Source organism: Luteimonas wenzhouensis (assembly GCF_007859305.1).
GTDB lineage: Bacteria > Pseudomonadota > Gammaproteobacteria > Xanthomonadales > Xanthomonadaceae > Luteimonas > Luteimonas wenzhouensis.
In genome coordinates, this window is the sequence record NZ_VOHE01000003.1 from 266,798 (window position 1) to 291,267 (window position 24,470).

The window sequence follows — 24,470 nt, forward strand, 5'->3', positions numbered from 1 at the left end:
GACACTTCCGGAAGTCCCCGCAAGCGAGCGCGCCATGCCAGGCGACGGCATCACCCTCATCGATACCGGCTACATCCGCCCCCACCTGTGCGCGGCCTACCTGGTGCACGGCGAGCGCGGCCGCGCGGCGCTGGTCGACTGCGGCACCGCGACCTGCGCCGGGCGCGTGCTCGAGGCCATCGATGCCGCCGGGGTGGCGCGCGAGGCGGTCGACTGGCTGCTGGTCACCCACGTCCACCTCGACCACGCCGGCGGCGCCGGGCCGCTGATGCGCGCGCTGCCCAATGCCCGGCTGGTGGTGCATCCGCGCGGCGCGCGCCACATGGTCGATCCGGAGAAGCTGATCGCGGGCGCGAAGCAGGTCTATGGCGAGGAGATGTTCGCCCGCGACCACGCCGGGATGCTGCCGGTGGACGCGGCGCGGGTGGTGGTGGCGGAGGACGGCCACGTGGTCGAACTCGCCGGACGCCCGCTGCTGTGCGCCAACACGCCGGGGCACGCGCTGCACCACTACAGCGTCTGGGACGCGGACACGCGCAGCTGGATCGCGGGCGACGCCTTCGGCCTGTCCTACCGCGAGTTCGACAACCACAACGGCGCCTTCGCCCTGCCGACCACCTCGCCGGTCCAGTTCGACCCGGAACAGATGAAGGCCTCGATCCGGCGCCTCGTCGCGCAGGGCCCGGCCGCGATCCGCATCGCCCACTACGGGGTCGTCACCGAATGCGCGCGGATTGCCGACGATCTGGTTGCCCAGGTGGACGCGATGGCGGCGATCGCCCGCGGCGTGGACGGCGCGCCTGACCGCCACGCGCGGATCGTCGAGGGGCTGACCGTGCTGTGCGTGGAGCGCGCGGCCGAACACGGCGTCGACGCGCCCGAGCGCATGGTGGCCGAGGTGCTCGGCGGCGACATCGAGATCAATGCCCAGGGCCTGGGCGTGTGGCTCGACCGCCTGGCCAGGGCCCGCTGAGCCCGTTCCCGTCCAATGCCGGAGGAAGTCCCGTGATCAAGCGCCTGCTGCCCTGCCTGTGCACCACGATCCTGGCCCTGTCCGCGCACGCGGCCGACGTGCCCGGAGGCGGCATCGATGGCGCGGCGCTGATGCGCCACGTGCAGGTGCTGGCCTCCGACCGGTTCGAAGGGCGCGCGCCGGCCACCGCGGGCGAGGAGCGCACGGTGGCCTACATCGCCGAACGCTTCGCCGAGGCGGGCCTGCAGCCTGGCGGCGACGGCGGCGGTTGGACCCAGGCCGTGCCGCTGGTGCGGGCGCGGGTCGAGGGACCGGTGGTCGCCACCCTGCACGTCGGCGGCGAGGACCGCGCGCTCGCCAACGGCGAAGACATCACCCTGCAGTCGCTCAGCCCGGTGGACCGGGTCGAGGTCGAGCGCGCGCCGCTGGTGTTCGTCGGCTTCGGCATCGACGCGCCCGAGCGCGGCTGGGACGACTACAAGGGCGCCGACCTGGCGGGCAAGGTCGCGGTGGTGCTGATCAACGACCCCGACTTCGAGACGCCCGAGCCGGGCGCGTTCGACGGCCGCGCCGTCACCTACCACGGCCGCTGGACCTACAAGTACGAGGAGCTCGCCCGGCGCGGCGCGCTCGGCGCGCTGATCGTGCACGAGACCGCGCCCGCCGCCTACGGCTGGGAGACGGTGCGCGCCTCGGGGCTGTCGCCGCTGTTCGACATCCCGCGCGCGGATGCCGCGCGGCACCACACCCTGCTGCGCGGCTGGATCCATCGCGACACCGCGGTGTCGCTGTTCGCGGCCGCGGGCCTGGACTTCGAGCGCGAGAAGGCGCGCGCGCAGACCGCCGCGTTCGCGCCGGTGGCGCTGGGCGACGCGACCCTGTCGGCCGCATTCGACGTGGTGCGCGACGAGGTGGTGACCCGCAACGTGGTCGGCCGCCTGGACGGCGCATCGCGCCCAGGGGAGACGGTGATCGTGTCCGCGCACTGGGACGCCTACGGCATCGGCGAACCGGACGCCAGCGGCGACCGCATCCGGCGCGGCGCGGTCGACAACGCCACGGGCGTCGCCGCGGTGCTGGAGCTGGCGCGCGTGTTTGCCGCCGGACCGCGCCCGGCGCGCAGCCTGCTGTTCGTCGCCCTGGCCGCGGAGGAAAAGGGCCTGCAGGGCGCGACCTACTACGCCGCCAACCCGCTCACCCCGCTGGAGACCACCGCCGCAGTGCTCAACATCGAGATGCTCAGCCCGGACGGGCCGACCCACGACATCGCCACCTGGGGCAACGGGCGCGTGTCGCTGGAGGACGACCTGGGCCGCATCGCCCAAGCGCATGGCCGCCGCCGATCGCCCGATCCCAACCTCGAATCCGGGTTCTTCTACCGCGCCGACCACTTCGCGTTCGCGCGCGCCGGCGTGCCGGCGATCACCATCGGCGCCGGGCTGGACATGGTCGAGGGCGGCGTCGAGCGCGGCACCGCGCTGCGCGAGGCCTACTTTGCCGACTGCTACCACCGCCCGTGCGACGCCTGGTCGCCCGACTGGGACCCCAGTGGCCAGGTGCGCGACGTCGAGCTGCTGTACGCGCTTGCGCGCGAACTCGCCGACGGCGACCACTGGCCACACTGGCACGAGGGCTCGGAGTTCAAGGCGCTGCGGGAGGCCAGCCAAGAGCGGCGCGCGCGTCCGGCGGAGTAGCCGTGTTCAGTCCCAGCGGTTGAGGTGCGGGCCGAACGGCTTGCGCTGCTGGCGGACCACGCAGAAGCGGTGGCCGCTGGGCGCCTCCATCACCACCCAGGTGTGGACGTTCCGGACCCGGCGCGCGCCGAGCGTCTCCAGCCGCCTGACTTCGGCCTCGACGTCGTCGGTCTCGATGTCCAGGTGCACGCGCGAAGGGTGCGAGACCTTCTGCAGCAGGATGATCGGCTCGTCGTCCGCGGTCTGCAGGCGGGCGTAGCGGCCGTCGCCGTCCTCGTCGGCGCGCTCGACGCGCTTGCCCAGGGCCTTGCTCCAGAACTCCACGTGCGGGCCGAGGTCCTCGACCTCGCAGTCCAGGACCAGGGCGCAAAGGCGGCTGTGGTGGGGCATGGGGGTTCCTCCTTGGATCAGGGCCAGGTGGAAGGCATGGCGCGGCGTGCGCCTTCGCGCATCGGGACCACGCAGAAACGTTGGCCGCTCGGGGCCTCCATCACCCACAGGCGTGCGCGCACGTGTTCGATCCTGCGTGCGCCCAGCGCTTCGAGACGGCGGACCTCGGCCTCGACGTCGTCCGCCTTGATGTCCAGGTGCACGCGCGGGGGATGGTCGACGCGCTGGACCTCGGCGTGCAGGCCGCCGGGCGCGGGGCCGAACACGGCGTAGCGGCCGCGCCCGCCTTCATCGGGATCGACCACCGGCAGGCCGAGTGCGCCGCCCCAGAACTTCGCCGCCGCTTCCAGCGTGCCGTCGCGGACGTCGATCATGAATCCTGCGAGGCGGCTGCGGTGCATGGCGGCGTGGTCGCGCTCAGTCGGGCAGGGCGAGATCGTCGAGCATCGCGCGCAGGAAGCGGGCCGCCTCGCCGCCGGTGCAGGCACGGTGGTCGAAGGTCAGCGACAGCGGGATCACCTTGCGCGATTCGAAGCCGCCGACGACCGGCGTGACCTGGTGGCGCGCGCGCCCGGCAGCGACGATCGCCACGCTCGGCGGCACCACCACCGGAGTGGCGTAGCGGCCGGCGAACATGCCGAAGTTCGACAGCGAGATGGTGTGGCCGGTGAGCTCCGAGGCGGGAATGCTGCGGTCCTCCACCTGCGCGCGCAGGCGGTCGACCGCGGCGCGCACCCCGCGTGCGTCGAGCAGGTCGGCGTTGCGCAGCGCGGGCACGAACAGGCCGTCGGCGGTGTCGACCGCGATGCCCAGGTCCACGTGCGGGTGCAGGGTGCGGGTGAGCGTGTCGCCGTCGAACCAGGCATTGAGCGCCGGCACCGCGGCCGCGGCCACGCAGATCGCGCGCACCAGGCGCACGGTGACGTCGTTGCCCGGGTGCCAGGCCTGGATGTCGGCATCGTCCACCAGGGTGGTGGGCACGACCTTGCTGTGCGCGTCGGCCATGACCCGCGCCATGTTCCGGCGCACGCCCCGGAGCTGCTCGGGCTGGCCGCTGGCGCTGACCGAGGGCGGTTGGGTGCGCATCGGCCGGCCGCTGGCCGAGAGCGCGGTGCGCTGCGCGGCGCTGCGCGTGCTCCCACCCCGGCCCTCTCCTGCAGGTGGGGAAGGGGCAGCGGGAGACTGGCGGAAGTCGGCAGCTCCCTTCCCCGCCCGCGGGGGAGGGTTGGGGTGGTGGCCTGCCGCCGCGGTGCCTTCCGCTGCCGCCCGCTTCACGTCCGCCATCGTCACCACGCCGTCGGCACCGGTGCCGGTCACGCGGCTGAGGTCCACGCGCAGCTTGCGCGCGAGCGCGCGCACCGCCGGCATCGCCCTGACGCCGCCGACCGAGAGCAGGCGGTCGCTCTGCACCGCGTCGGAGGACTGCATCGCGCCGACCACGGTGCCGCTGTCGGCGCGCTCGCCGCCGGCGTCCGATTTGCGTTCCGGCGGCGGCACGCCCGCATCCTCGATCGCACCGCCCTCGCTGGAGGCGACCACGCGGTCGTCCGGCGCGGGGTCCTGCGTGCCTACGCCCTTGCCGGCCGGGCGCGCCCCGTGGTGGTGGCCGGTGTCCTGGCCCTCGGCGCGCTGCGGCATCGAAGGATCGACCTCGAACTCGGCCAGCATCGCGCCGGTGGCGATGACATCGCCGGGGCCGCCGCCAAGCCTGAGCACCTTGCCGGAAACCGGCGAGGGCACGTCGACCACGGCCTTGGCGGTTTCCATCGACACCAGGTTGTCGTCCAGGCGCACCGTGTCGCCCACCTTGACGTACCACTCGACGATGGTGGCGTCGGGCAGGCCTTCGCCGAGGTCGGGGAGGAGGAAGGTGTTCCTGTTGCCCATGTCGATGCCGGAAGTGTCGTTGGTATGGATCGGGGGGAGGCCGCGCGGACGGGAGCGATGGCGATGCGCCCGCGCGGCGCATCGCGCGCGCCGGGCGCTACGAGGCCGCCAGCGTGCGCTTCGCCGCTTCCACGATGCGCGCGGTGGACGGCATGTACTTCATCTCCAGCCGGAACAGCGGCATGTGGGTATCGTAGCCGGTGACGCGCTCGACCGGCGCCAGCAGGTCGTACATCGATTCGCTGGCCAGGCGCGCCGCGATCTCGGCGCCGAAGCCCGCGGTCTTCGGTGCCTCGTGCACGATCACGCAGCGGCCGGTGCGGGCCACCGACTCGGCGATGGTGGCGAAGTCCAGCGGCTTGAGGGTGGCGACGTCGATCACCTCGGCGCTGATGCCTTCGGCCTCGAGCTGCTCGGCGGCCTCCAGCGTCTCCTTCACCTGCGCGCCCCATGTGACCAGGGTGACGTCGCTGCCGTCGCGCAGCACGTAGCACACGTCCAGCGGCAGCGCCTCGCCGTCGTCGGGCACCACTTCCTTGTACTGCCGGTAGATGCGCTTGGGCTCGAAGTAGATCACCGGGTCGGGTTCGCGGATCGCCGCCAGCAGCATGCCGTAGGCGCGCGCGGGCGAGGACGGCATCACCACCCGCAGCCCGGGCACGTTGGTGAACATCGCCTCGTTGGCCTCGCTGTGGTGCTCGGGCGCGCGGATGCCGCCGCCCCAGGGCACGCGCAGCACCATCGGGCAGGTGAGCCGGCCCCGGGTGCGGTAGCGGAAGCGCACCGCGTGGCAGATGATGTGGTCGAGCATCGGGTAGATGAAGCCGTCGAACTGGGCTTCGGCCACCGGCTTCATGCCCATCGCCGCCATGCCCACGGTGAGGCCGGCGATGGTGGTCTCGTCGAGGGGCGTGTCGAGCACCCGCATCGGGCCGAACTGCTGCTGCAGCCCGGCCGTGGCGCGGAACACGCCGCCGTTCACGCCCACGTCCTCGCCCAGCACCACCACCGAATCGTCGTGGCGCATCTCCCAGGCCAGGGCCTGGGTGATCGCCTCGATCAGGGTGATCGCCTTCGCCGCCGGCGCTGCGCCGGCGCCTGCCGCGTCGTGCTTCGCGACCGCCTTCATGCGCGTCCCTCCAGGGCCAGCAGCTGGGCCCGCTGCTCGAGGATGTCCGGCGGCGGGTCGGCGTACAGGTAATCGAACATCGCCTCGGCCGGCTGGCTCTTCGTGCCCAGGTAGGCGTCGATCTCGACATCGACCTGGCGCGTGCACTCGGCGATCCATTCCTGCTCCCGGGCCTCGTCCCACAGCCCCTGCGCGGTGAGCCAGGTGCGCAGGCGCGCGACCGGGTCGCGGGTCCAGGCCTCCTTCACCTCGGCCTCGTCGCGGTAGCGGCGCGCATCGTCGGCGGTGGTGTGGTCGTGCAGGCGGTAGGTGAGGAACTCGATGACCGTGCCGCCCTCGCCGGCGCGCGCGCGCTCCATCGCCCGGCGCATGCCCTCGAGCACCGCGAACAGGTCGTTGCCGTCCACCTGCAGGCAGTGCAGGCCGCCCGCCAGGCCCTTCTGCGCCAGGGTCCGCGCGCCGGTCTGCGCGCTGCGCGGCACCGAGATCGCCCAGCCGTTGTTGATGATGCACTGGACGAAGGGCAGGGTGTAGGCGCCGGCGGCGTTGATCGCGGCGTAGGTGTCGGCCTTGGAGCTGCCGCCATCGCCACAGCAGGTCACCGCGACCCGCTTCTCGCCGCGCAGCTTGAACGCCAGCGCGGCGCCGGCCGCGTGCAGGCACTGCGTGGCGATCGGCACCGCCCAGGGAAAGTCGTGGCGCGCGGGCTCGTTCTGGTAGTCGTTGCCGCGCTCGTCGCCGCCCCAGTACAGCAGGATCTCGCGCAGCTGTACCCCGCGCATGATCTGCGTGCCGTACTCGCGGTAGCTGGGCGCGAGCACGTCCTCGGGCCGCATCATCGCGCCGATCCCGATCTGGGTGGCCTCGTGGCCCAGGCAGGGCGCGTACGTGCCGAGCTTGCCGGTACGCTGCAGGGCCACGGCCTTGCCGTCGAAGGTGCGCAGGAACAGCATCTGCCTGAACAGCTCCAGCACCTCGTCCGCGGGCGGCGCCGCGGCGGGCAGCGCGGCCACCAGCGTCCCGTCGGGCCCGAGGTACTGCAGGTATTCGATCTCGAAACTCGCGGCTATGCGCATGGATCGCATCCGTGGGTCGTCGGGGGCGGGCATGATAAGGTTTCCGCGGTAAGGAAACGTTGCGCGGCGCGTCATGCAAGGCGGCGCGCAATGTGCTTGCCCGTGCATGTCGCGGCCGCCCGCGAGGGCCCCGTCCGGGCGTGTGTCCGGCAGGGTGGCCGGCCCCGCTCGCGCTCCGTCCGCGCCGTCCGGAACCGGCGTCGGCCCGGCCCACCCGCGGCCGCGCCGGCATCCCGCCGGCGCGAGCGCGCCGCGATTGCGTTAACCTCGCGCGATGGCAATCGATCGCAACGAACGGCCGCTCGAGGCGGGCATCCATACCGACCTCGAGGGGCGGATGACCTATGGCGGGTACCTGCACCTGGACCGCCTGCTGTCGGCGCAGCATCCGCGCTCGGATCCGCCGCACCACGACGAGATGCTGTTCATCGTCCAGCACCAGGTCTCGGAGCTGTGGCTGAAGCTGGCGATCCACGAGCTGTCGGCGGCGCTCGTGTTCCTGCGCCGCGACCAGGTGTGGCGCTGCCAGAAGGTGATCGCGCGCTGCAAGCAGGTGCTGCGCCAGCTTACCGAGCAGTGGTCGGTGCTGGAGACGCTCACGCCCTCGGAATACATGGAGTTCCGCGACGTGCTCGGGCCGTCGTCGGGCTTCCAGTCGCTGCAGTACCGCACGCTCGAGTTCCTGATGGGCAACAAGAATGCGGCGATGCTCAAGGTGTTCGCCCACGACCCGGAGGGGCAGGCGCGCCTGCGCGAGGTGCTGGCCGCGCCCGGCCTGTACGACGAGCTGCTGATGTACCTCTCTCGCTGGGGCCACGCGGTGCCGCAGCAGCACCTGGACCGCGACTGGACCCGGCCGCACGTGCGCGACGAGGCCTTGCTGCCGGTGTTCGAGGCCATCTACGAGCACACCGACCGCTACTGGCGCGAGTACGCGCTGTGCGAGGACCTGGTGGACCTGGAGACCCAGTTCCAGCTGTGGCGCTTCCGGCACATGCGCACGGTGATGCGGATCATCGGCTTCAAGCGCGGCACCGGCGGGTCCTCGGGGGTGGGTTTCCTCAAGCAGGCGCTGGAGCTGACCTTCTTCCCCGAGCTGTTCGACGTGCGCACGCACATCGGCCCGGGGCGCTGACCCGCGCAGCGGATGGCCGCGTCGTCGCCGGGCTGGGAATGGGGGCCGTGGCTGCTGGCCGCGGTGCTGCTGGCGCGCACCGCGCCGGCGCTGCGCAGGCACCTGGCCGGCGCCGACGCCGAGGCGCTGCGGGTCCTGGTGGTGGCGACGCTGGCGCTGGCGGCGATGCGCTGGTTCAACACCGCGGCGCTGCAGGGCGTGATGCTGCACTTCCTCGGCGCCACCATCGCCACCCTGATGTTCGGCGCCGGGGCCGCCTGCTGGGTCATGGCCGCCTCCAGCCTGGCGGGGGCGCTGATGGGCGCGGCCTGGCACGGCTGGGCCATGGATTTCCTCGCCACCGGCGCGCTGCCGGTGGCGGTGAGCGCGGCCGCTTCCCGCGCCGCGCGCACCTGGCTGCCGCGAAACATCTTCACCTACGTGATGCTCAATGCCTTCGCCGGCGGCGCGCTGGCGATGGCGGCCTCGATGCTGGCCAAGGCCGCAGTGGTGGCCTGGCTGGGCGGCCGGACGCTGGCCGCCTACCTGGCGGCCACCCCGATGCTGATGTTCGCCGAGGCCTTCTTCGCCGGCACGGTGATGGTGCTGGTCGTGGTCTACCGTCCGCACTGGTGCCGCAGCTTCGACGACCGCGACTACCTGTGGCCGCAGCGAGGCATGTAGTTGGCCCGTCCCGGCGGGTCGGCATGCCGGAAATGCACTAGGATGCGCCGCAGCCATCCAACAAGGGGAATCCCAGCGCATGAACCAGCCAGGCAACGCGCCCGCCAGCGGCCCGCGCAGCGTCGTCATCCGGTTCCTCGACGCCGTCGAACGGGTCGGCAACCGCCTGCCCGATCCGGCGGTGCTGTTCCTGTTGCTCATGCTGGCGGTCTGGGGCGTGTCGGCGCTGCTGGCCAGCGTCAGCTTCACCGAACTCGATCCGCGCAGCGGCGATCCGATCCGGATCCGCAACCTGCTCGAGGGCGCCAGCTTCACCGCGTTCATGGCCGACATGGTGCGCACCTTCGTCAATTTCGCGCCGCTGGGCGTGGTGCTGGTGGCGATGCTGGGCCTGGGCGTGGCCGAGCACACCGGCTTCATCAACGCCGCGCTGCGCGCGATCCTGTCGGTGACGCCGCGCATGCTGCTGACCCCGATGCTCATCGCGGTCGGCATTTTCAGCCACGTCGCGGTGGACGCCGGCTACGTGCTGGTGATCCCGCTGGGCGCGGTGATCTTCTACGCCGCCGGGCGCCATCCGCTGGCCGGCATCGCGGCCGCGTTCGCCGGCGTGTCGGGCGGCTTCTCGGCGACCTTCATTCCGTCGAGCCTGGATCCGCTGCTCTCCGGCCTTACCCAGGAAGCGGCCCGGCTGATCGACCCGGAGATCGTGGTCAATCCGCTCAACAACTACTTCTTCACCACGGCCTCGGCGGTGCTGATCATCCTGGTCGGCTGGGTGCTGACCGACCGCGTGATCGAGCCGCGCCTGCGCGGCACTCCGGTCGACGGCGACGCCACCGACATGCCGACGATGCAGGCGCTGGAGCCGCGCGAGCGCCGCGGCCTGCTGCTGGCCGTGGCATCGATGCTGGCACTGGCGATCGCGCTGGTGCTGACCGCCATGCCCGCCGGATCGGCCTGGCGCGCGCCGGCCGACGCGCCCAGCGGCGCCGGCGAGCTGCTGGTGGCCACCGCGCCGCTGATGCAGTCGATCGTGCCGCTGATCTTCATCCTGTTCCTGGTGCCGGGCGTGGTGTACGGCTATGCCGCGGGCTCGGTGAAGAACCACCGCGACGTGATCCAGGGCATGAGCAAGGCCATGAGCGGCATGGGCTACTACATCGTCATGGCCTTCTTCGCCGCGCAGTTCATCTACGCCTTCGGCCAGAGCAACCTGGGCGCGCTGCTGGCGATCAAGGGCGCGAGCCTGCTGCAGGCGCTGGGCATGCCGACCGGGGTGACCCTGATCGGGATCGTGCTGCTGTCGGGCCTGGTCAACCTTGCGGTCGGCTCGGCCTCGGCGAAGTGGGCGCTGATCGGCGCGATCATGGTGCCGATGCTCATGCAGCTGGGCATCTCGCCGGACCTGACCCAGGCCGCGTATCGCGTCGGCGACTCGAGCACCAACATCATCACCCCGCTGCTGCCGTACTTCCCGTTGATCGTGGTGTTCTGCCAGCGCTACGTGAAATCCAGCGGCATCGGCACCCTGCTGGCGCTGATGCTGCCCTTCTCGCTGGCCCTGCTGGTGGTCTGGAGCGCCTTCCTGCTCGCGTTCTGGGGCCTGGACATCCCACTGGGCATCGGCGCCAGCCACGCCTACCCGGGCGACTGATCCCGCCCGCCGTGGGGGAACCGGGTCCCGCGGGTTCCCAAACGGGGCGGCTGCGGCTAACGTTGCCGCTGCAACGACCGTCGCACGCGCGGCCGTGGTGCCGCCGAGGCCCGCACCGGGGGGCGACGGCATGATCCAGCCTGTTCCCGGGGGAGTGTCACCATCATGAATTCCAACCGCGTCGAGCCGGCGGGTCCGGGCATGGAGCAAGCCGTGCCCGGGTCCGGCATCCCGGCGTTCACCCAGACCCTGGGCCATCCGCGTCCGCTGTGGATGCTGTTCATGACCGAGTTCTGGGAGCGCTTCGCCTTCTACGGCATGCGCTGGGCACTGGCGCTGTACATCGTGGCCCAGTTCTATGGTGGCGACGCCTCGGGCGAGGCGCCGGCCAGCGAACTCTACGGCGCCTACCTGGCGCTGGTCTACGGGGCGGCGATCTTCGGCGGTTACGTGGCCGATCGCCTGATCGGCTACCAGCGCGCGATCCTGCTCGGGGCGGTGTTCATGGCCGCGGGCCTGTTCCTGATCACGGTGCCCAGCCAGGCCTGGCTCAAGATCGGTCTGGCCACGGTGATCGTCGGCAACGGCATGTTCAAGCCGATCATCTCCACCCTGGTGGGCAAGCTCTACGCCACCGGCGACCAGCGCCGCGACTCGGGCTTCACCATCTTCTACATGGGCATCAACATGGGCGCGTTCGCCGCGCCCCTGCTCACCGGCTGGCTGGCCGAGCGGATGTTCGGCGGCAACCCGGACATGCCGGCCTACAAGGTGGTGTTCATCGCCTCGGGCATCGGCATGGTCCTGAGCCTGGTGTGGTTCTGGTTCGGCCGCGCCCAGCTCAAGGGCATCGGCGCGGCGCCGGCCGGGGCGCCGGGCGCGGGACGGGTGCTGATGGTGGCCCTGGGCGCGCTTGCGGCGATCCCGGTGTTCTACGTCCTGCTGACCATCGACGCCGGGGTGCTGAACTGGATCCTGCTGGCGCTGTTCATCGTGCCGGCGATCATGCTGCTGGCCGAGGGTATCCGCGAGGGCGCGGTGCAGCGCGACATGGTGATCGCGATGCTGGTCATCTTCGGCTTCAACGTGCTGTTCTGGATGTTCTTCGAACAGGCCGGCAGTTCGTTCAACTTCCTGGCGCAGAACATCGTCGACCGCGACTTCGGCGGCTGGATCTTCCCGGTGGGCTGGTTCCAGTCGGTGAACTCGGTGGCGATCATCGTGCTGGCGCCGGTCATGGCCTGGCTGTGGGTGAAGATGGGCAGCGCCAACCCGTCGATTCCGCGCAAGTTCGGGCTGGGCCTGATCTTCAACAGCCTGGCCTTCCTGCTGCTGATGTTCGCGCTCTCGAGCCTGGTGGACCCGCAGACGCTCAAGATCCCCTTCTGGACCCTGGTCATGGTGTACGTGATCCAGTCGGTGGGCGAGCTGTGCCTGTCGCCGATCGGGCTGTCGATGACCACCAAGCTGGCGCCGGCCCGCCTGACCGGCCTGGCGATGGGCGGCTGGTTCCTGTCGGTGGCGATCGGCAACAACCTGTCGGGCATCTTCGCCTCCAGCGTCAGCGGCGAGGGCGGCATGACGGTCGAGTCGGCGCACGCGGGTTACACCTTCGGCTTCTGGGCGCTGCTCGGCGCCGGGGTGGTGCTGTTCCTCATCGCGCCGCTGATCCAGCGCCTGATGCACGGCGTGAAGTGATGCGTCCGCCCGCGCCCCGAGCGCGGGCCTGTCCCGCGGCGGCCGTGCCCAACCAGGCCGGCCGCCCGCCTGCCGCGAGCCCGTCCCGATGACCGATCCCGTTCCCCGCGCGCTGCCGCGCCCTTCGCCCGCACAGCGCTGGCTGGCCCTGGTGCTGGTCAGCGTGGCGATGTTCGGCAACTACTACGTCTACGATGCCTTCGGGCCGGTGGTGGACCTGCTGCGCGAGCAGGAAGGCTTCACCTACGACCAGATCAGCATGGTCTTCAGCGCCTACAGCGTCGCGGCGGTGGTGGTGCTGCTGATCGGCGGCTACGTGATCGACCGCTGGGGCACCAAGCGCTCGATCGCGCTGTTCGCCGCGATCTGCCTGGCCGCGGCGGCGCTGATGGCCTCGACCGCGCGCTTCGAGACGATGCTGGCCGGGCGCTTCCTGCTCGGGATCGGCGCCGAGCCGCTGATCGTGGCCGCGACCGCGGCACTGGCCAAGTGGTTCAAGGGCAAGGAGCTGTCGTTCGCGTTCGGCATCAACCTCTCGATCGCGCGCCTGGGCTCGGCCTCCGCCGACTGGTCCACCTCGTTCGCCAGCGGGCTCTACGCCAACTGGCAGGACCCGCTGTGGCTGGCCACCGGCGTGGCCACGGTGGGCCTGACCGCGGCGATGCTCTACTGGATGGTCGAGGCGCGGCTGGAAGGCCGGGTCGACCTCGGCGAGGCCGCGGCCACCGACCGGCTCGAACTCAAGGGCATGTACGCCTTCAGCGCCTCGTACTGGTACATCGTCGGCCTGTGCGTGGTGTTCTATTCCACCGTGTTCCCGTTCCGCGCCTTCGCCATCGACTATTTCCAGCAGGCACACGGGCTGGCGCGCGAGACCGCGGGCATGCTCAGCAGCCTGCTGCCGGTGGCGGCGATCATCGTGACCCCGCTGTTCGGCCTGTGGGTGGACCGGGTGGGGCGGCGTTCGCTGTTCATGGCGATCGGCTCGCTGGCCATGCTGCCGCTGTTCCTGCTGGTGACCTACGCGCCGCCCGGGCCCGACATCCCGATGCCGTTCACCGACGGCACCCGGGTGCCGCTGACGCTGCTGGTGGTGATGCTGATGCTGGGCGGGGTGTTCTCGCTGATCCCCGCGGTGATGTGGCCGGCGGTGGCCTACATCGTGCGCGAGAGCCGGCTGGGCTCGGCCTACTCGATGATGACCCTGTGCCAGCAGGTCGGGGTGGCCCTGGTGCCGCTGGTGGTCGGGCGTTTCAACACCGCCTTCGGCGCCGGCCCGGAGCATCCGGCCGGCTATGCCCCGGGGATGTGGTTCTACACCGCGCTGGCGGCGCTGGGGCTGCTGTTCTCGTACCTGCTGTGGCGGGCCGAATCCGGCCCCGCCGCGCACGGGCTCGAGTATCCGTCGGGCGAAAAGCCGGCCTGAGCGGGGCGAGGTCGGCGCAGCGGATCCGCGTCCGGCCCGGCACCCGACTGCCGGCCGCCGGGTACCGGGCGGCGCGCGGGGCGCCCGCGCCCGGGCCGTGCTCCTCTCCCCGCCACCGCCCCCGGCGGCATCCCCTGGTCCCTGGCTGCGGCCCTACAGGTGCCGCAGCATCGACTCCATGCCTTCGCCGGCCAGCTTGTCGATCAGTCGCGACAGGGTCTCGCGCTCTTCTTCCGACAGCGGCTCGAGCAGGCGGCGCTCGCAGGCCAGGGTCATCGGCGCGACCTCGTCGTAGACCGAATAGCCGGCCTCGGACAGGGTGAGCACCGAACGGCGGCGGTCGTCGCCGTGGATGTCGCGCCGGATCAGCTCGCGCTCCAGCAGCCGGGCGACGGCGCGGCTCACCGCCACCTTGTCCATGGCCGTGCGCTCGGTCACCTCGCGCGCCGACAGGCCCGGGTAACGGCCGAGCACGGCCATTACCCGCCATTCGGTGATCGCCAGGCCGAAGCGGCGGCGGTACTCGCTGGAGATGGCGGTGCTCACCCGGTTGGAGAGCACGCTCAGGCGGTAGGGCAGGAAGCGCTCCAGATCGAGGACCGCGTGCTCCTGCTCCTGTGGGACGGCTGGGTCGGACATGATGCGCTGCACCTTGATGTTGGTTACCCGTGAAACTATAAAATGGGGTCCAGTGCGGCCCGGCCGCTCCCCCTTCCCCCCGAGGAGTATCACATGACAGCGCAGTCACAGGCAGCCGCCGCGCCCGAGGCCGGCATGCAGGTCACCCGTTTCGAAAATCCGATGGGGATCGACGGTTTCGAGTTCGTCGAATACGCGGCCCCCGAAGGCCAGGCCGGCCACCTGCACGACTATTTCAAGCGCATGGGCTTCGTCCAGGTCGCGCGCCACCGCACCCGCCCGATCAGCACCTACCGCCAGGGCGATTGCACCTTCCTGATCAACGAGGATCCGGATTCGTTCGCCGCGCGCTTCGCCGCGCAGCACGGGCCGTCCGCCTGCGGCTTCGCGATCCGCTTCAGCAAGCTGGCCGAGTGGGTGCGGGTGCAGGCGCTGCAGAACGGGGCCGAGGAGTTCGCGCCCGAGGACGAGCTGACCAAGGCGGTGGCCGCGCCGGTAATCAAGGGCATCGGCGGCTGCATGCTCTACCTGGTGGACCGCTACGACGACAAGGGCACGATCCACGACCCCGACTACGAGATCCTGCCCGGCGTGGACCTGATGCCCGAAGGCTTCGGCCTGACCTTCATCGACCACCTCACCCACAACCTCTATCCGGGCAACATGGAGAAGTGGTCGGATTACTACGAGCGGCTGTTCAACTTCCGCGAGATCCGCTACTTCGACATCAAGGGCGCCAAGACCGGCCTGCTGTCCAAGGCGATGACCGCGCCCGACGGCATGGTGCGCATTCCGCTCAACGAGTCGAGCGACCCCAAGAGCCAGATCAACGAATACCTCGAGGCCTACCGGGGCGAGGGCATCCAGCACATCGCCTGCTTCACCAACGACATCTACACCACGGTGGAGAAGATGCGCGAGGCCGGGATCGAGTTCCTCGACACCCCCGACACCTACTTCGAGGTCATCGACCAGCGGATCCCGAACCACGGCGAGGATCTCGAGCGCCTGCGCCGCAACCGGATCCTGATCGACGCCGACCCGGAGACCAAGCAGCGCAAGCTGCTGCAGATCTTCACCCAGAACGCGCTCGGCCCGATCTTCTTCGAGATCATCCAGCGCAAGGGCAACGAAGGCTTCGGCGAGGGCAACTTCCAGGCCCTGTTCGAGAGCATCGAGCGCGACCAGATGCGGCGCGGCGTCCTTTAAGGACGCGCGCCCGCGGGCGACGGGACTGGCGGAGCGGGGCAGGCGATGGCGGACAGCAACTACATGTCGGGATTCGGCAACGAGTTCGCGACCGAGGCGATCCCGGGCACCCTGCCGGTCGGGCGCAATTCGCCGCAGAAGGTGGCGCACGGCCTCTACGCCGAGCAGCTCAGCGGCACCGCGTTCACCGCCCCGCGCGGGGAGAACCGGCGCAGCTGGCTGTACCGGATCCGGCCGGCGGCGATGCACGGGCGTTTCGAGCCGTTCGCCCAGCCGCGCCTGCACGAGCGCTTCGGCGAGGCACCGGTCTCGCCCGACCAGATGCGCTGGGACCCGCTGCCGCTGCCCGAGGCGCCGACCGACTTCGTCGAGGGCCTGTACACCGTCGCCGGCAACGGCGGCAGCGGCCTGCGCACCGGCGTGGGCATCCACCTGTACGCCGCCAATGCCACCATGCGCGGGCGCTACTTCTACAGCGCCGACGGCGAACTGCTGATCGTGCCCCAGCTGGGGCGGCTGCGGATCGCCACCGAGCTGGGGGTGCTGGAGCTCGAACCGCAGGAGATCGCGGTGGTGCCGCGCGGCGTACGCTTCCGGGTCGAGCTGCCCGACGGGCCCTCGCGCGGTTACGTGTGCGAGAACTACGGCACCCTGTTGCGGCTGCCGGACCTGGGCCCGATCGGCGCCAACGGCCTGGCCAACCCGCGCGACTTCCTCACCCCGGTAGCCGCCTACGAGGACCTGGAGGGCAGCTTCGAGCTGATCGCGAAGTTCGACGGCCACCTGTGGCACGCACCGATCGGGCACTCGCCGCTGGACGTGGTCGCCTGGCACGGCAACTACGCGCCGTACAAGTACGACCTGCGCCGCTTCAACACCATCGGCTCGATCAGCTTCGACCATCCCGACCCGAGCATCTTCCTGGTGCTGACCTCGCCCACCGAGACGCCGGGCGTGGGCAACCTGGACCTGGCGATCTTCCCGCCGCGCTGGCTGGTGCAGCAGGACACGTTCCGGCCACCGTGGTTCCACCGCAACGTGGCCAGCGAGTTCATGGGCCTGGTCCATGGGGCCTACGACGCCAAGGCCGAGGGCTTCGCGCCTGGCGGCTGCTCGCTGCACAACTGCATGACCGGGCACGGTCCGGATGCGGCGACCTTCGAGAAGGCCTCCACTGCCGACCTGTCGAAGCCGGACGTGATCACCGACACCATGGCCTTCATGTTCGAGACCCGCCTGGTGCTCAGGCCGACCCGCCAGGCGGTCGAGGCGGCGCACCGCCAGCGCGACTACCAGGCCTGCTGGGCGGGCCTGCGCAAGCATTTCACACCACCCGCCTGACGGTCCCGGTCCCTGTAGGAGCGGCTTCAGCCGCGACCGGAGCCAGCCGTTGCGACGACCGGCGACGACGGTCGCGGCTGAAGCCGCTCCTACAATGCCCCGGGACAGCCAACGGGGATGCACGATGAAGTACCTGCACGCGATGCTCCGGGTCCACGACCTGGACAAGACCAGCCGCTTCTTCACCGAGGGCCTGGGCCTGAAGCAGACCCGGCGCATGGACAACGAGGCCGGGCGCTTCACCCTGGTCTACTTCGCCGCGCCGGAGAATCCGGAGGTCGAGGTCGAACTCACCTACAACTGGCCGCCCGAGGACGGCTCGCCGCCGGAGGACTACGGCAGCGCCCGCAACTTCGGCCACCTGGCCTTCGAGGTCGATGACATCTACGCCATCTGCGCGCACCTGCAGTCGATGGGCGTGACCATCAACCGCCCGCCGCGCGACGGCCGCATGGCTTTCGTCCGCACCCCGGACCGGATCTCGATCGAACTGCTGCAGAAGGGCGAGGCCCTGCCGCCGGCCGAGCCGTGGGCGTCGATGCCCAATACCGGCAGCTGGTGATCCGCCCATCGCGGCGCGGCCGGTCCGCGCCGCAGGGCCGCCTCAGCCCGCCAGCGCCTGCGCCAGGTCGGCGACCAGGTCGTCGCCGTGCTCCAGCCCCACCGACAGGCGCAGCAGGCCGCCGGGCGTGGGCGACTCGGGGCCCTCGATCGAGGCGCGGTGCTCGACCAGCGACTCGGTCGAACCCAGCGATGTGGCATTGGTGAACAGCCGCAGGCGCGCGGCCACCGCCAGCGCGGCCTCGCGTCCGCCGGCGACCTCGAACGACAGCATCCCCCCGAAGCCGCGCATCTGCCGGGCGGCGACCGCATGCTGCGGATGCGAGGGCAGGCCGGGGTAGTGCACCGCCGCCGCCTGCGGGTGCGCGGCCAGGAATTCCGCCACCGTGCGCGCGTTGCGGCAGTGCCAGTCCATCCGCGCCGGCAGCGAGCGCACCCCGCGCAGGATCATCCACGCCGCGAACGGCGAGGCGGTGGCGCCGGCCAGCAGGCGCAGCTGGTGGCAGGCGTCCGCGTGCGCGTCGTCCTGCGCGAAGCACAGTACCCCGCCCATCACGTCGCCGTGGCCGCCGAGGTACTTGGTGGCCGAGTGCAGGACGATGTCCGCGCCCAGCGCCAGCGGCTGCTGCAGCACCGGCGAGGCGAAGGTGCCGTCGACCAGCAGGCGCGCGTCGGCGCCGTGGGCGATGTCGGCCAGCGCGGCGATGTCGCTCACCTTCAGCAGCGGGTTCGACGGCGTTTCCGCCCACAGCAGCACCGTGTCGGGCCGCAGCGCCGCGCGCACCGCGTCCAGGTCGGTGAAGTCGACGATGGTGTGCGTGAGCCCCCAGCGCGGGAACTGCCGTGCCGCCAGCGCCCGGAACGAGAAGTAGCTGTCGTCGCACAGCAACACGTGGCCGCCCGGCGGCAGCGCCTGCAGCGCGGTGGCGCCGGCGGCCATGCCGGTGGGGAACAGCAGCGCCCGCCGTGCGCCCTCCAGCGCCGCCAGCGCCTGTTCGGCCTGCTGCTGGGTGGGGTTGTCGTAACGCTGGTACAGGAAGCCATGCGGCAGCCGTCCATCCGGCGCGTGCTCGAAGGTCGTGGCCAGCTGCAGCGGCGGCGAGAGCGCGCCGCTGGTCGGATCCGGGCGGCTTCCGGCGCGTGCGGCGATGGTTTCGATATGGGTCATGGCGATCGGGGAATGGGGCGGAATTGCCGCGCGGCGAGTCCCGATGGTACGCGAGCCCGGCGGGCGTGGCGGTGCGCTGTGCAGGGGACGATAATGGCCCGCCCCGGCTTCGCCGGCTCCTTCACTGGACTGGACGCAACACGCCATGAATGCATCGACGCCGGCCGCCGGCGATACCGCCTCGCTGATCGACCTGGGCCACCGCTACTTCCTGCCGGTGTACAAGCAACGCGAAGTGGTGCTCGAGCGCGGCCAGGGCGCGCGGCTGTGGGACAGCGCGGGCCGGGAGTACGTCGACTTCGCCGCGGGCATCGCGGTCTGCAGCCTCGGCCACAACGACCCGGACCTGCATGCGGCCCTGGTCGAGCAGGCCGGCAAGCTGTGGCACACCAGCAACGTGTTCTTCAGCGAACCGCCGCTGCGCCTGGCCGAGGAGCTCGTGGTCGCCAGCCGCTTCGCCGAGCGGGTGTTCCTGTGCAACTCCGGCGCCGAGGCCAACGAGGCCGCGATCAAGCTGGTGCGCAAGTGGGCCGCCGCGCAGGGGCGCGCGCCCCGCGAGCGGGTGATCGTCACCTTCCGCGGCAGCTTCCATGGCCGCACCCTGGCGGCGGTCACCGCGACCGCCCAGCCCAAGTACCAGGACGGGTACGAGCCGCTGCCGGCGGGCTTCCGCTACGTCGACTTCAACGACATCGTGCAGCTCGAGACCGCGATGGCGGCCGGCGACGTGGCCGCGGTGATGCTCGAGCCGGTGCAGGGCGAGGGCGGGGTGACCCCGGCCGCGTCCGGCTTCCTCAAGCAGGTGCGCGAGCTGTGCGACCGCCATGGCGCCCTGCTGGTGCTCGACGAGATCCAGGCCGGCATGGGCCGCACCGGCACGCTGTTCGCGCACTGGCAGGACGACGTCGTGCCCGACATCGTGACCCTGGCCAAGGCACTGGGCGGCGGATTCCCGGTCGGCGCCATGCTGGCCGGGCCGAAGGTCGCGCAGGCGATGGGCTTCGGCGCCCACGGCACCACCTTCGGCGGAAATCCGCTGGCGGCGGCGGTGGCGCGGGTGGCGCTGCGCAAGCTGGCCTCGCCGCAGATCGCGGCCAACGTCTCGCGCCAGTCGCACGCGCTGCACGAAGGGCTGGCGGCGCTCGGCGAGGAATACGGCGTCTTCGCCCAGGTGCGCGGTCGCGGCCTGATGCTGGGCGCCGTGCTCGGGCCCGACTTCGCCGGGCGCGCCGGCGAGATCCTCGACCTCGCCGCGCACGAGGGCCTGCTCGTGCTGCAGGCAGGCCCCGACGTACTGCGCCTGGTCCCGGCGCTCAACATCACCGACGCCGACGTGGCCGAGGGCCTCGCGCGCCTGCGCAAGGTCGTGGCCAAGCTCGCCGCCTGAGCGGCGGGCCGTCCCCCGCAGCGTGGGTGGATGCCCACGCTGCATCCGCCGCCGCCACGTCGCAAGCCGCTCAGGCCAGGCGGCAGCGCTTGAGCACCCGCCCCAGGGTGCGCGGGTCGCGGACTGTGTCGGCCTGCAGCCCGGCGCAGCGGGCGCCCCGCACGTTGCCGAACAGGTCGTCGACGAACAGCGTATCGGCGGCGCTCCAGCCCAGCCGGTCGAGCGCGTACAGGTAGACCCGCGGCTCCGGCTTGCGGCCACCCAGGACGCCGCTGCATGGCACCCGGCAGGCGAGCCGCAGGGCCAGCGGCGCAACGACGCACGGGATCGCGTCGGCCATCAGTTCGCCATTGTTGCCCAGCACCGCCATTGGCAGCGCGGGATCGAGCGCCAGCAGGCGCGACATCGCGCCCGGATCGGCGCGGGTGGCGGCCATGCGCGCCGCCAGCCAGGCCTGCGTCCACCTCGGCGCCGATCGCCTCGCCCGGCATCCGCAGGTAGTCGGCGGTCGCCACCTCGCCCGCGTCGTAGCGCGCCTCGGGTCCGGAGCCGTAGAGCGCTTGCCAGACCCGGTCGAACGTGGTGGCCGCATGCGCGGCCAGGCGCGCCACCCGGACTTCGCGCCGGTAATGCGCGAGGACGTTGTCGAAGTCCAGCAGCAGCTGGCGGACGCTGCGCTGCCTCACCCGGCGGCGGCCACCTTGAAGGCCTCGCGCGCGGCCTCCAGCGTGGCGTCGACCACCGCGTCGTCGTGCGCGCTGGAGACGAAGCCCGCCTCGTAGGCGCTCGGCGCGAGGAACACGCCGCGCCCGAGCATGGCGTGGAAGAAGCGGTTGAACGCGGCGGTGTCGCAGGCCGTGGCCTGGGCGTAGGTCTCCACCTTCTCGCTGGTGAAGAACAGGCCGAACATCGCGCCGACCCGGTTGGTGGTGACCGCCACCCCGGCCTCGTGCGCAGCGGCCTCGAGGCCTTCGCACAGGCGGGCCGTGGTCGCGGCGAGGCGCGCGTGGAAGCCGGGCGCCTGCACCAGCTCCAGCATGGCCAGGCCGGCGGCCATCGCCACCGGATTGCCGCTCAGCGTGCCGGCCTGGTAGACCGGTCCGGCCGGGGCGACCTGCGACATCAGCTCGCGGCGCCCGCCGTAGGCGCCCACCGGCATGCCGCCGCCGATGATCTTGCCGAAGGTGGTCAGGTCCGGGACCACGCCGTAGTGCGCCTGCGCGCCACCGAGCGCGACCCGGAAGCCGGTCATCACCTCGTCGAAGATCAGCAGCGCGCCGTGACGGGTGCACAGCTCTCGCAGGTGCTGCAGGTAGCCCTCGCGCGGCGGGATGCAGTTGGCGTTGCCCACCACGGGCTCGATGATCAGGCCGGCGATCTCCGCGCCCGATTCCTCGAACAGGGCCGTGGCCGCGTCGAAATCGTTGTAGGGCAGGGTGAGGGTGAGGTCGGCCAGCGCCTTGGGCACGCCCGGGGACGTCGGCACGCCGAAGGTCAGCGCGCCGCTGCCGGCCTTGACCAGGAAGGAGTCGCCGTGGCCGTGGTAGCAGCCCTCGAACTTCACGATCTTCGCCCGCCCGGTGGCGCCGCGCGCCAGGCGGATCGCCGACAGCGTGGCCTCGGTGCCGGAATTGACCATGCGCACCATCTCGCACGAGGGCACCAGCCGGGTGATGGTCTCGGCCATGGTGACTTCGGTCGGGCACGGCGCGCCGAACGACAGGCCGTCGGCGATCGCCTTCTGCACCGCCTCGCGCACCGCGGGGTGGTTGTGGCCGACGATCATCGGGCCCCAGGAGCCGACGTAGTCGATGTAGCGGTTGCCGTCCACGTCGTACAGGTATGCGCCGTCCGCGCGCTGGACGAAGAAGGGCTCGCCCCCCACCGACTTGAACGCGCGCACCGGCGAATTGACGCCGCCGGGCAGCAGCTGCCGTGCGCGGGAGAACAGGGCGTGGGAGCGGTCGTGGTTCATGCGGGGGTCCTGCGGTTCGGGCGCCGGCGGGGGCCGGGCCGGTCAAGGGTCGCGGCGCGCGGCCGCGTGGTCGAAGGCGCGCTGGAAGGCGCGCGCGGCTGCGCCGGGGTCGGGGGCGCCGAATACGCCGTTCACCACCGCCACCAGGTCGGCCCCGGCGGCGATGAGCGCCGGGGCATTGTCGGCGGTGATGCCGCCGATCGCCACCCGCGGCACGCCCAGGTCCGCCGCGCCGCGCAGCAGTCCCGGGCCGGCGCGGCGGGTGGCCGCCTTGGTCGCGCTCGGGAAGAAGGCGCCGAAGGCGACGTAGTCGGCACCGGCCGCGACCGCGGCGCGCGCCAGCGCGAGCGAGTCGTAGCACGAAGCGCCCAGGATCGCGGCGGGCCCGAGTGCCGCGCGAGCGTCGCGCAAGGCACCGTCGTCCTGGCCCAGGTGGGCCCCGTCGGCGCCGCAGCCGGCGGCCAGCCGCCAGTCGTCGTTCACGATCAGCGGCACTCCGTGGGCCCGGCAGCGGGCCAGCAGCGCCGTGGCCTGTTCGCGGCGCAGCGCGGCATCCGCGGCCTTGTTGCGGTACTGCAGCCAGGCGGTGGAGGGCAGCACCGGTTCGACCAGCGCCAGCAGCCGGCCGGTGTCGGCGACGTCGGGAGTGATCGCGTACAGGCCGCGGGCGCCGCGCGTGCGAGCCCGGTCCGGGAAGGGCATACCGCCCTCGCGCGGGGAGTGGGACAATGCCGTGCTTCCGACTGGACCAGGCACGCATTATCCGATGAACGACACGCCTTATCGCAGCTGGATGTGCGTCGTCTGCGGCTTCATCTACGACGAGGCTGCCGGACTGCCGGACGACGGCATCCCCCCCGGCACGCGCTGGGAAGACATTCCCGAGACCTGGACGTGCCCGGACTGCGGCGTGACCAAGGACGATTTCGAAATGGTGGCCGTGTAGCGCCGGCCGGCCGCGCCGCTCAGTGCAGGCGCGCGGGCGCGCGGCCGGTCTCGACCAGCCGCAGCCGGATCGAGGCCGCGTCCTCGGCGTGCGGCCGCAGCAGCAGGTACCGCTGCAGGTCCTCGCGCGCACCGGCCACGTGCCCCAGCTGCAGGTAGCCGGCGCCACGGTCGCGCAGCGCCTCCGGGTCGCCGGGCAGCAGCCGCAGCACGCGGTCGGCGCTGCGGGTCGCGCGCTCCCAGTCGCCGTGCCCGTGGTACACCGCGTGCAGGTTGCGCAGCACCCGCACCAGGATGGCCCGGTTCGAGGCCGGGTTCAGGATCCGCGACAGCACTTCGTCGTCCGGCGCTCTGCCGCCGAGGTGCGCCTGCGCCCGTTCGCGCAGCTCGTCGACGTCCAGCGGCCGGCCACGGTTGAACGGGTCCATGACCAGCACCCCGTCGTCCACCGGAAGCCGCACCAGGAAGTGCCCGGGGAACGAGATCCCGTCCAGCGGCAGCCCGACCTCGCGCGCCACCGCCATCTGCACCAGGGCCAGCGACACCGGGTTGCCCAGGCGCCGTTCGAACACTTCGTTGAGGTAGCTGTTGCGCGGGTCGTAGTACTCGTCGTGGTTGCCCGCGTAGCCCACTTCCTCGAACAGGTAGCGGTTGATCGCGCGCATCTTCAGCGCCGGGTGCGACTCGCGCTCGACCACGCCGCGCAGGTGCGCCGCGTGCCCCTGTACGCGCAGGGCATAGCGGCGCGGGTCGAGGTCTGGATATTCGTCGCGCGCGATCAGCAGCGCCACGTCCAGCAACGGCAGCGCGTCGTCGTCGAGCGCCGCGAGCGTGTCCCAGCCGGGCAGCGTGCCGGTCGCGTCCATGCCCCCAAGCCTGCGCCGCCGCGGGCGCCGGCGCAAGCCTCGCCGGGCCTGCTCAGGGCATCGCCTGGAGCGCGGGCGAGAGCTGCAGGCGGGCGCCTTCGGCCAGCCCCAGGCGCGCGGCTTCGCCGGCGTTAAGCTCGAGCACGTAGCGCGCCGGCCGGTGGCTGGGGTACGGCGGACAGGCGTTGCCGGCCGAGCATGGCGGCACGTCGCGTTGCTGCGACACCAGTGCCAGTGCGCTGTCGAAGTACAGGATGTCCAGCGCGATCCGGGTGTTCTTCATCCAGTAGGCCTGCGGCTCCTCGCGATCGTGGATGAAGAGCATGCCGTGGCCGTCGGGCAGCGAGTCGCGGAACATCAGCCCGCGCGCGCGCGCGGCCTCGTCGACGGCGACCTCCACGGTGTAGCGCTCGCCCGCCAGCTCCACCCAGAACCCGTCCGCGCTCGCGCAGCCGCACAGCGCAAGGCAGGTGGCGAAGAGGGCGGTTCGGAGCATCTGGCGCATGGTCGGATCCGGTGCCGGGGGGACGGATGCAACATCGACCAGCCCCCGGGCGGCGTCAAGGCGGGAGGGGGCTAGGCAAGCGCGTCCCGAAGGTGCAGAATGCGCGCCCCGCACAGACGGGCCCGCCGCATCCGCGGCAGGCACCC

Annotated in this window: 23 protein-coding genes and 1 pseudogene; 12 read left to right on the forward strand and 12 right to left on the reverse strand. The window is 71.8% G+C overall.

The window, feature by feature from the left end; genetic code table 11:
- The first annotated feature begins 34 nt into the window (after positions 1-34).
- Positions 35-973, forward strand: a complete 939-nt coding sequence (locus FQY79_RS07610; protein ID WP_146312317.1) for an MBL fold metallo-hydrolase — start codon at positions 35-37, stop codon at positions 971-973.
- Between the two features lie 35 nt (positions 974-1,008).
- Positions 1,009-2,667, forward strand: a complete 1,659-nt coding sequence (locus FQY79_RS07615; protein WP_246123055.1) for a M28 family metallopeptidase — start codon at positions 1,009-1,011, stop codon at positions 2,665-2,667.
- Positions 2,668-2,673: 6 nt separating this feature from the next.
- On the opposite strand, the gene FQY79_RS07620 is transcribed toward FQY79_RS07615, so the two are convergent.
- The 5 genes from FQY79_RS07620 to pdhA all read right to left on the reverse strand — a co-directional run bounded on the left by FQY79_RS07620 (position 2,674) and on the right by pdhA (position 7,149).
- Positions 2,674-3,057, reverse strand: coding sequence for a VOC family protein (locus FQY79_RS07620; RefSeq protein WP_027071178.1), 384 nt, complete (start codon positions 3,055-3,057; stop codon positions 2,674-2,676).
- A gap of 17 nt (positions 3,058-3,074) precedes the next feature.
- Entirely contained in the window at positions 3,075-3,431 is a 357-nt protein-coding gene (locus FQY79_RS07625) for a VOC family protein (RefSeq protein WP_425463192.1), read from the reverse strand.
- Between the two features lie 43 nt (positions 3,432-3,474).
- Complete coding sequence (locus tag FQY79_RS07630; RefSeq protein WP_146312319.1) at positions 3,475-4,944, reverse strand: dihydrolipoamide acetyltransferase family protein; 1,470 nt, start codon at positions 4,942-4,944, stop codon at positions 3,475-3,477.
- A 97-nt stretch (positions 4,945-5,041) separates the two neighbouring features.
- Positions 5,042-6,073 carry an alpha-ketoacid dehydrogenase subunit beta gene (locus tag FQY79_RS07635; protein WP_146312320.1) on the reverse strand — a complete coding sequence of 344 codons (1,032 nt, stop codon included), beginning with the start codon at positions 6,071-6,073 and terminating at the stop codon, positions 5,042-5,044.
- Positions 6,070-7,149, reverse strand: coding sequence for a pyruvate dehydrogenase (acetyl-transferring) E1 component subunit alpha (pdhA, locus tag FQY79_RS07640; protein ID WP_146312321.1), 1,080 nt, complete (start codon positions 7,147-7,149; stop codon positions 6,070-6,072). The genes FQY79_RS07635 and pdhA overlap by 4 nt, the downstream gene beginning before the upstream one ends.
- 274 nt (positions 7,150-7,423) lie before the next feature.
- Here pdhA and FQY79_RS07645 point away from each other — a divergent pair, with 274 nt between their 5' ends.
- The 5 genes from FQY79_RS07645 to FQY79_RS07665 all read left to right on the forward strand — a co-directional run bounded on the left by FQY79_RS07645 (position 7,424) and on the right by FQY79_RS07665 (position 13,728).
- Entirely contained in the window at positions 7,424-8,284 is an 861-nt protein-coding gene (locus FQY79_RS07645) for a tryptophan 2,3-dioxygenase (RefSeq protein WP_146312322.1), read from the forward strand.
- Positions 8,285-8,296: 12 nt separating this feature from the next.
- Entirely contained in the window at positions 8,297-8,947 is a 651-nt protein-coding gene (locus FQY79_RS07650) for an energy-coupling factor ABC transporter permease (RefSeq protein ID WP_146312323.1), read from the forward strand.
- Between the two features lie 79 nt (positions 8,948-9,026).
- Positions 9,027-10,604 carry an AbgT family transporter gene (locus FQY79_RS07655; protein ID WP_146312324.1) on the forward strand — a complete coding sequence of 526 codons (1,578 nt, stop codon included), beginning with the start codon at positions 9,027-9,029 and terminating at the stop codon, positions 10,602-10,604.
- A 201-nt stretch (positions 10,605-10,805) separates the two neighbouring features.
- On the forward strand, positions 10,806-12,302 hold the full coding sequence (locus FQY79_RS07660) for a peptide MFS transporter (RefSeq protein ID WP_246123056.1): 1,497 nt from the start codon (positions 10,806-10,808) through the stop codon (positions 12,300-12,302).
- Between the two features lie 88 nt (positions 12,303-12,390).
- Positions 12,391-13,728, forward strand: a complete 1,338-nt coding sequence (locus tag FQY79_RS07665) for an MFS transporter (protein WP_146312326.1) — start codon at positions 12,391-12,393, stop codon at positions 13,726-13,728.
- Positions 13,729-13,881: 153 nt separating this feature from the next.
- Here FQY79_RS07665 and FQY79_RS07670 read toward each other — a convergent pair whose 3' ends face one another.
- On the reverse strand, positions 13,882-14,367 hold the full coding sequence (locus FQY79_RS07670; RefSeq protein WP_146312327.1) for a MarR family winged helix-turn-helix transcriptional regulator: 486 nt from the start codon (positions 14,365-14,367) through the stop codon (positions 13,882-13,884).
- A gap of 93 nt (positions 14,368-14,460) precedes the next feature.
- Here FQY79_RS07670 and hppD point away from each other — a divergent pair, with 93 nt between their 5' ends.
- From hppD to FQY79_RS07685, 3 genes are all read left to right on the forward strand, one after another.
- The gene (gene hppD / locus FQY79_RS07675; protein WP_186759851.1) at positions 14,461-15,576 is read left to right on the forward strand and encodes a 4-hydroxyphenylpyruvate dioxygenase; all 1,116 of its coding nucleotides are present in this window, start codon (positions 14,461-14,463) and stop codon (positions 15,574-15,576) included.
- A 45-nt stretch (positions 15,577-15,621) separates the two neighbouring features.
- Positions 15,622-16,917, forward strand: a complete 1,296-nt coding sequence (gene hmgA, locus FQY79_RS07680) for a homogentisate 1,2-dioxygenase (RefSeq protein WP_146312328.1) — start codon at positions 15,622-15,624, stop codon at positions 16,915-16,917.
- A 124-nt stretch (positions 16,918-17,041) separates the two neighbouring features.
- The gene (locus FQY79_RS07685) at positions 17,042-17,479 is read left to right on the forward strand and encodes a VOC family protein (protein ID WP_146312329.1); all 438 of its coding nucleotides are present in this window, start codon (positions 17,042-17,044) and stop codon (positions 17,477-17,479) included.
- 42 nt (positions 17,480-17,521) lie between these two features.
- Here FQY79_RS07685 and FQY79_RS07690 read toward each other — a convergent pair whose 3' ends face one another.
- Positions 17,522-18,646, reverse strand: coding sequence for a trans-sulfuration enzyme family protein (locus FQY79_RS07690; RefSeq protein WP_146312330.1), 1,125 nt, complete (start codon positions 18,644-18,646; stop codon positions 17,522-17,524).
- A 145-nt stretch (positions 18,647-18,791) separates the two neighbouring features.
- On the opposite strand from FQY79_RS07690, the gene FQY79_RS07695 reads away from it, so the two are divergent.
- Complete coding sequence (locus tag FQY79_RS07695) at positions 18,792-20,033, forward strand: acetylornithine transaminase (RefSeq protein ID WP_146312331.1); 1,242 nt, start codon at positions 18,792-18,794, stop codon at positions 20,031-20,033.
- Positions 20,034-20,103: 70 nt separating this feature from the next.
- Here the strand turns inward: FQY79_RS07695 and FQY79_RS07700 are convergent.
- From FQY79_RS07700 to thiE, 3 genes and pseudogenes are all read right to left on the reverse strand, one after another.
- Positions 20,104-20,719, reverse strand: a pseudogene (locus tag FQY79_RS07700) (HAD-IA family hydrolase).
- Positions 20,716-22,008 (reverse strand): glutamate-1-semialdehyde 2,1-aminomutase, encoded by a 1,293-nt coding sequence (hemL, locus tag FQY79_RS07705; RefSeq protein WP_146312332.1) that lies wholly within the window; start codon positions 22,006-22,008, stop codon positions 20,716-20,718. Before hemL ends, FQY79_RS07700 begins: the two are co-directional and overlap by 4 nt.
- Positions 22,009-22,050: 42 nt before the next feature.
- On the reverse strand, positions 22,051-22,710 hold the full coding sequence (gene thiE, locus FQY79_RS07710; protein ID WP_146312333.1) for a thiamine phosphate synthase: 660 nt from the start codon (positions 22,708-22,710) through the stop codon (positions 22,051-22,053).
- 64 nt (positions 22,711-22,774) lie between these two features.
- Here thiE and FQY79_RS07715 point away from each other — a divergent pair, with 64 nt between their 5' ends.
- Positions 22,775-22,954 carry a rubredoxin gene (locus FQY79_RS07715; protein ID WP_146312334.1) on the forward strand — a complete coding sequence of 60 codons (180 nt, stop codon included), beginning with the start codon at positions 22,775-22,777 and terminating at the stop codon, positions 22,952-22,954.
- Positions 22,955-22,973: 19 nt separating this feature from the next.
- On the opposite strand, the gene FQY79_RS07720 is transcribed toward FQY79_RS07715, so the two are convergent.
- Positions 22,974-23,855, reverse strand: coding sequence for a SirB1 family protein (locus FQY79_RS07720; RefSeq protein WP_425463193.1), 882 nt, complete (start codon positions 23,853-23,855; stop codon positions 22,974-22,976).
- A 16-nt stretch (positions 23,856-23,871) separates the two neighbouring features.
- Positions 23,872-24,315: a DUF192 domain-containing protein gene (locus tag FQY79_RS07725; RefSeq protein ID WP_186759854.1), complete on the reverse strand. Its 444-nt coding sequence runs from the start codon at positions 24,313-24,315 to the stop codon at positions 23,872-23,874.
- Between the last annotated feature and the right edge of the window lie 155 nt (positions 24,316-24,470).

What these genes read in the sequence shown, in the direction of transcription:
- FQY79_RS07620 (WP_027071178.1), bottom strand. Translation starts at nt 3,057, where the DNA reads ATGCCCCACCACAGCCGCCTTTGCGCCCTGGTCCTGGACTGCGAGGTC.
- FQY79_RS07610 (WP_146312317.1), top strand. Translation starts at nt 35, where the DNA reads ATGCCAGGCGACGGCATCACCCTCATCGATACCGGCTACATCCGCCCC.
- FQY79_RS07635 (WP_146312320.1), bottom strand. Translation starts at nt 6,073, where the DNA reads ATGAAGGCGGTCGCGAAGCACGACGCGGCAGGCGCCGGCGCAGCGCCG.
- FQY79_RS07645 (WP_146312322.1), top strand. Translation starts at nt 7,424, where the DNA reads ATGGCAATCGATCGCAACGAACGGCCGCTCGAGGCGGGCATCCATACC.
- hppD (WP_186759851.1), top strand. Translation starts at nt 14,461, where the DNA reads ATGACAGCGCAGTCACAGGCAGCCGCCGCGCCCGAGGCCGGCATGCAG.
- hmgA (WP_146312328.1), top strand. Translation starts at nt 15,622, where the DNA reads ATGGCGGACAGCAACTACATGTCGGGATTCGGCAACGAGTTCGCGACC.
- FQY79_RS07725 (WP_186759854.1), bottom strand. Translation starts at nt 24,315, where the DNA reads ATGCTCCGAACCGCCCTCTTCGCCACCTGCCTTGCGCTGTGCGGCTGC.
- hemL (WP_146312332.1), bottom strand. Translation starts at nt 22,008, where the DNA reads ATGAACCACGACCGCTCCCACGCCCTGTTCTCCCGCGCACGGCAGCTG.
- FQY79_RS07655 (WP_146312324.1), top strand. Translation starts at nt 9,027, where the DNA reads ATGAACCAGCCAGGCAACGCGCCCGCCAGCGGCCCGCGCAGCGTCGTC.
- FQY79_RS07660 (WP_246123056.1), top strand. Translation starts at nt 10,806, where the DNA reads ATGGAGCAAGCCGTGCCCGGGTCCGGCATCCCGGCGTTCACCCAGACC.
- FQY79_RS07685 (WP_146312329.1), top strand. Translation starts at nt 17,042, where the DNA reads ATGAAGTACCTGCACGCGATGCTCCGGGTCCACGACCTGGACAAGACC.
- FQY79_RS07690 (WP_146312330.1), bottom strand. Translation starts at nt 18,646, where the DNA reads ATGACCCATATCGAAACCATCGCCGCACGCGCCGGAAGCCGCCCGGAT.
- FQY79_RS07650 (WP_146312323.1), top strand. Translation starts at nt 8,297, where the DNA reads ATGGCCGCGTCGTCGCCGGGCTGGGAATGGGGGCCGTGGCTGCTGGCC.
- FQY79_RS07630 (WP_146312319.1), bottom strand. Translation starts at nt 4,944, where the DNA reads ATGGGCAACAGGAACACCTTCCTCCTCCCCGACCTCGGCGAAGGCCTG.
- pdhA (WP_146312321.1), bottom strand. Translation starts at nt 7,149, where the DNA reads ATGCGCATAGCCGCGAGTTTCGAGATCGAATACCTGCAGTACCTCGGG.
- thiE (WP_146312333.1), bottom strand. Translation starts at nt 22,710, where the DNA reads ATGCCCTTCCCGGACCGGGCTCGCACGCGCGGCGCCCGCGGCCTGTAC.
- FQY79_RS07625 (WP_425463192.1), bottom strand. Translation starts at nt 3,431, where the DNA reads ATGATCGACGTCCGCGACGGCACGCTGGAAGCGGCGGCGAAGTTCTGG.
- FQY79_RS07665 (WP_146312326.1), top strand. Translation starts at nt 12,391, where the DNA reads ATGACCGATCCCGTTCCCCGCGCGCTGCCGCGCCCTTCGCCCGCACAG.
- FQY79_RS07715 (WP_146312334.1), top strand. Translation starts at nt 22,775, where the DNA reads ATGAACGACACGCCTTATCGCAGCTGGATGTGCGTCGTCTGCGGCTTC.
- FQY79_RS07695 (WP_146312331.1), top strand. Translation starts at nt 18,792, where the DNA reads ATGAATGCATCGACGCCGGCCGCCGGCGATACCGCCTCGCTGATCGAC.
- FQY79_RS07670 (WP_146312327.1), bottom strand. Translation starts at nt 14,367, where the DNA reads ATGTCCGACCCAGCCGTCCCACAGGAGCAGGAGCACGCGGTCCTCGAT.